Raw genomic sequence first — 5,125 nt, 5'->3', positions numbered from 1 at the left:
GACGATGTCGCGCATGTTGAACGAGCCCACCTGCACCACGATGCCCATCAGCGCGAGGCCCATGAACACTTCGTAGGACACGGTCTGGGCCGAGGCCCGCAAGCTGCCCAGCAGGGCGAACTTGTTGTTGCTCGACCAACCGGCGAACAACACCGCGTAGACCGACAGGCCGGCCATGGCGAAGAAGAACAGCAAGCCGATGTTCAGGTCCGCCACGCCCCAGGTCGGGGTGATCGGGATGATTGCGAAGGCAATCAGCAAGGCGCTCATGGCCACGACCGGTGCCAGGGTGAAGATCACCTTGTCGGCAAACGGCGGGGTCCAGTCTTCCTTGAAGAACATTTTCAGCATGTCGGCGGCGATCTGGAACATACCAAACGGGCCAACGCGGTTCGGACCGTAACGGTCCTGCCACCAGCCCAGCAGGCGACGTTCGACGAAGCTGAGCAGGGCGCCCGCCACGACCACGGCCAACAGGATCACGATGGCCTTGACCACCGCGATGATCACGTCGATCACTTCAGGGGTGAACCAGGTCATTGAGCTGCCTCCTGCAGACCGTCAACGGTAAGGCCGAAGATCGCCGGAGGAATCCCCGCGAGGCCTTTTGGCAATGCAACCAGGCCAGCACCCAACTCTTCGTCGATGCGCAGCGGCAGACGCAGGGTCTTGCCGGCGACGTTCACGCTGAGCAGGGCACCGTCGTTGACGCCCAGGCGGTCGGCTTCGGACTTGGCTACGGACACGTAGGCGGCTGGAATGCGCTCTTGTACCGGCGCGGCTTTGGAAGAAGTCTCTTCGCTGCCGAACAGGTGGAAGAACGGCACAACCTGCCAGGTACCCTGGGCCGGGTTGAACGGACGCGGAACGCTGGCGAACCAGTTCAGCGAGTCACCGGTGCTTTCGATCAGGCGGGTGCCCGGGTCGCCGGCACGAATGTGGCCACCGACTTCGTCCTGGAACTTGTTCCAGGCCTGCGGCGAGTTCCAGCCCGGCGACCAGGCGAAAGGCACCTGCTGACGTGGCTCGACCGAACCCGAGTAACCTTCCATGGAGAAGGCAAACGCGGTGTCGTTGTCTTGCGGTGTACGTGGCTCATGCACGCTGATGTCAGCCCGCATGGCGGTACGACCGGAGTAACGCAACGGTTCACGGGCGAGTTTCATGCCCTTGATGCGGAACGCGGCGGACGGTGCAGCGTCGACGATGCGTGCCAGTTGCGGTGCAGCGGCAGCGGCGGCAGCGGTCACGTGGTCGAGCTGGGTCCAGTCGATCGGCTGGTTCAGCAGGGTGGCGCGCAGGGCATGCAGCCAGCGCCAGCCTTCGTGAACCAGGATGCTGGCGTCCATGTACTTCGGATCGAACACCTGGAAGAAGCGCTGGGCGCGGCCTTCCTGGCTGACCAGGGTACCGTCGCCTTCAGCAAAGCTGGCGGCGGGCAGTACCAGGTGGGCACGGTCGCTGGTGGCGGTTTTCTGGTGGTCGGCAACGATCACCACTTTGGCCGCGTTCAGCGCTGCGTCGACCTTGGCCGAATCAGTGCGGGTGTACAGGTCGTTTTCCAGTACCACGATCGCATCGGCGCTGCCGTCGGTCACGGCTTGCAGGGCGGCGTCCAGGGACTCGCCACCGAGCATGGCCAGGCCGAGGCTGTTGGCCTCTGGCACGATCAGGCTGATGGAACCGTTCTTCTCGCGCAGCTTCAAGGCTTTGGCGATGTTGGCCGCGGCTTCGATCAGCGCCTTGGAACCCAGCGAGGTGCCGGCGATGATCAATGGACGCTTGGCGGCCAGCAGGGCGTCGGCGATGCGTTTGGCCAGTTCAGCGGCTTCAGCGTCCAGGCCTTCTACGGCAGGCGCGCTGGCGTCGAGGGCGTGGGCCACGGCGAAACCGATGCGGGCCAGGTCGTCAGGCGCGGCGTGTACGCATTCTTCTGCGATGTCGTCGAGCTTGGTGGCGGTCAGGCTGGCGATAAACAGCGGGTTCAGCGCGTGCTGGCCGATGTTTTTCACCGCAGCGTCGAGCCATGGCTGGACGCGCATGGCGTCGGCCATGTCTTCGGCCTTGCCTTTTACCGACTGGCGCAGGGACAGGGCGACACGGGCAGCGGTCTGGGTCAGGTCTTCACCGAGGACGAAGATCGCGTCATGGTCTTCGATGTCGCGCATGTTCGGAACCGGCAGCGGGCTGTCGTTCAAGACTTGCAGCACGAGGCGGATGCGCTCCAGTTCACCGGCTTCGATACCCGAGTAGAAGTGCTCGGCACCCACCAGTTCGCGCAACGCGTAGTTGCTTTCGAGGCTGGCGCGGGGCGAACCGATACCGACGATGTTGCGACCGCGCAGCAGGTCAGCGGCTTTATCCAGTGCTTCGTCGAGGCTCAGCTTGGCGCCGTCGGCCAGCAGTGGCTGACGCGGGCGGTCTTCGCGGTTGACGTAGCCGTAGCCGAAACGGCCACGGTCGCACAGGAAGTACTGGTTGACCGAACCGTTGAAGCGGTTTTCGATCCGACGCAGTTCGCCGTAGCGCTCACCCGGGGAGATGTTGCAACCGCTGGAGCAGCCATGGCAGATGCTCGGCGAGAACTGCATGTCCCACTTGCGGTTGTAGCGCTCGGAGTGAGTCTTGTCGGTGAACACACCGGTCGGGCAGACCTCGGTGAGGTTGCCGGAGAATTCACTTTCGAGGGTGCCGTCTTCAACGCGACCGAAGTACACGTTGTCGTGGGCGCCAAACACACCGAGGTCGGTACCGCCGGCGTAGTCCTTATAGAAGCGCACGCAGCGGTAGCAAGCGATGCAGCGGTTCATCTCGTGGGAGATGAACGGGCCCAGTTGCTGGTTCTGGTGAGTACGCTTGGTGAAGCGATACCGGCGCTCGTTGTGGCCGGTCATCACGGTCATGTCTTGCAGGTGGCAGTGGCCGCCTTCCTCACACACAGGGCAGTCGTGCGGGTGGTTGGTCATCAGCCATTCGACGACGCTGGCGCGAAACACTTTCGCTTCTTCGTCTTCGATGGAGATCCAGCTGCCGTCGGTGGCAGGGGTCATGCAGGACATGACGATACGACCACGGGTGTCGTTCTCGTCGGTGTACTGCTTGACCGCGCACTGGCGGCAAGCGCCAACGCTGCCAAGGGCGGGGTGCCAGCAGAAATATGGAATGTCGAGGCCTAGCGACAGACACGCCTGTAACAGGTTGTCTGCCCCATCGACTTCGAGCTCTTTGCCGTCTACGTGGATAGTGGCCATGGTTCAAAGTTCTTCGTTGGCCCGGTGTCAGCGGGCGTGGCTAATGGAATCTTGTTATTCATGTGCATCAACACAGCCTTGAAGGCGTCAGCACATGAGAAAGCGAAGGGCACGGACCCTTCGCCTTTTTAAGCGTTACGCGCCGACTACGATCGGCCTTGCCAGAGGCGGGACGGCGGCGCTGGTAGGCGCGATGCCGGCTTCGAACTCCGAGCGGAAGTATTTGATCGCGCTGCCCAATGGCTCCACGGCGCCCGGTGCGTGAGCACAGAAGGTCTTGCCTGGGCCGAGGAAACCGACCAGACCCAGCAGGGTCTCGATGTCGCCCTCGCGGCCTTCGCCGTTTTCCAGGGCCATCAGCAGCTTGACGCTCCATGGCAAACCGTCGCGGCACGGGGTGCAGAAGCCACAGGATTCGCGGGAGAAGAATTGCTCCATGTTGCGCAGCAACGACACCATGTTCACGGTGTTGTCCACGGCCATGGCCAGGCCGGTACCCATACGGGTGCCCACCTTGCCGATGCCGCCGGCGTACATTTGAGCGTCCAGGTGTTCTGGCAACAGGAAGCCGGTACCGGCGCCGCCTGGCTGCCAGGCCTTGAGGGTGTAGCCATCGCGCATGCCGCCGGCGTAGTCCTCGAACAGCTCGCGTGCGGTCACGCCGAAAGGCAGTTCCCACAGGCCCGGGTTCTTGACCTTGCCGGAGAAGCCCATGAGCTTGGTGCCCATGTCTTCGCTGCCTTCGCGGGCCAACGATTTGTACCACTCCACGCCGTCGCCGATGATTGCCGGCACGTTGCACAGGGTTTCAACGTTGTTCACGCAGGTCGGCTTGCCCCACACGCCCACGGCGGCAGGGAAGGGCGGCTTGGAACGCGGGTTGGCGCGGCGGCCTTCGAGGGAGTTGATCAGTGCGGTTTCTTCACCGCAGATATAACGCCCTGCGCCGGTGTGCACGAACAGTTCGAAGTCGAAACCCGAACCAAGGATGTTCTTGCCCAGCAGGCCAGCGGCCTTGGCTTCTTCCACGGCACGGTTCAGGTGCTTGGCGGCGGTGGTGTATTCGCCACGCAGGAAGATGTAGCCGCGGTAGGTTTTCAGCGCGCGGGCACTGATCAGCATGCCTTCGATCAGCAGATGGGGCAGTTGCTCCATCAGCATGCGGTCTTTCCAGGTGTTCGGCTCCATTTCATCCGCGTTGCACAGCAGGTAGCGGATGTTGATGGATTCGTCTTTCGGCATCAGGCCCCACTTGACACCCGTGGGGAAGCCTGCACCGCCGCGGCCCTTAAGGCCTGCGTCCTTCACGGTCTGGACGATGTCGTCCTGGGCCATGTCGGCAAAGGCTTTGCGCGCGGCCGCGTAACCGTTCTTGGCCTGGTACTCGTCAAGCCATACAGGCTCGCCGTCGTCACGCAGGCGCCAGGTCAGCGGGTGAGTCTCGGCCGACCGCTTGATGCGGTTGGCAGGACCGAAGGAAGTCAGGGTCATGGGTAGCCCTCGAGCAATTGGGTGACGCCAGCAGGCTGCACGTCGCCGAATGTGTCGTCGTCGATCATCAACGCCGGCGCCTTGTCACAGTTGCCCAGGCAGCACACCGGCAGCAGCGTGAAGCGCCCGTCCGGAGTGGTTTGGCCCAGGCCGATGCCCAGCTTGCTCTGGATCTCGCTGACCACGGACTCGTGGCCACCGATGTAGCAGACCATGCTGTCGCACACGCGAATGATGTGGCGGCCGACCGGCTGGCGGAAGATCTGGCTGTAGAACGTCGCCACGCCTTCAACGTCGCTGGCGGGGATGCCGAGGATCTCGCCGATGGCGTAGAGGGCGCCGTCCGGCACCCAGCCACGTTCCTTCTGGACGATCTTCAAGGC

4 protein-coding genes are annotated in these 5,125 nt (G+C 63.3%); all 4 read right to left on the bottom strand.

What is annotated here, in order from left to right:
* A partial coding sequence (locus tag ACIOMR_RS30720; protein ID WP_401198173.1) for an NADH-quinone oxidoreductase subunit H occupies positions 1-540 on the bottom strand: 540 nt, incomplete at its 3' end.
* A complete protein-coding gene (nuoG, locus tag ACIOMR_RS30715; protein WP_102369437.1) occupies positions 537-3,251 on the bottom strand; it encodes an NADH-quinone oxidoreductase subunit NuoG in 2,715 nt (904 codons plus the stop codon). The genes nuoG and ACIOMR_RS30720, both read right to left, overlap by 4 nt.
* A 135-nt stretch (positions 3,252-3,386) precedes the next feature.
* Complete coding sequence (gene nuoF, locus ACIOMR_RS30710; RefSeq protein WP_003219566.1) at positions 3,387-4,742, bottom strand: NADH-quinone oxidoreductase subunit NuoF; 1,356 nt, start codon at positions 4,740-4,742, stop codon at positions 3,387-3,389.
* Positions 4,739-5,125 (bottom strand): NADH-quinone oxidoreductase subunit NuoE (gene nuoE, locus ACIOMR_RS30705; RefSeq protein ID WP_401198169.1); only part of this gene is annotated, 387 nt, incomplete at its 5' end. The genes nuoF and nuoE, both read right to left, overlap by 4 nt.

It is taken from the genome of Pseudomonas sp. NPDC087814 (genome assembly GCF_044742865.1).
GTDB lineage: Bacteria > Pseudomonadota > Gammaproteobacteria > Pseudomonadales > Pseudomonadaceae > Aquipseudomonas.
Note: the sequence above shows the minus strand (reverse complement) of the source record. Positions and strands in the feature narration are given on the sequence as shown.

Bases quoted from the DNA above. Each gene is read 5' to 3' on its own strand.
- nuoF (WP_003219566.1), bottom strand. From the start codon at position 4,742: ATGACCCTGACTTCCTTCGGTCCTGCCAACCGCATCAAGCGGTCGGCC.
- nuoG (WP_102369437.1), bottom strand. From the start codon at position 3,251: ATGGCCACTATCCACGTAGACGGCAAAGAGCTCGAAGTCGATGGGGCA.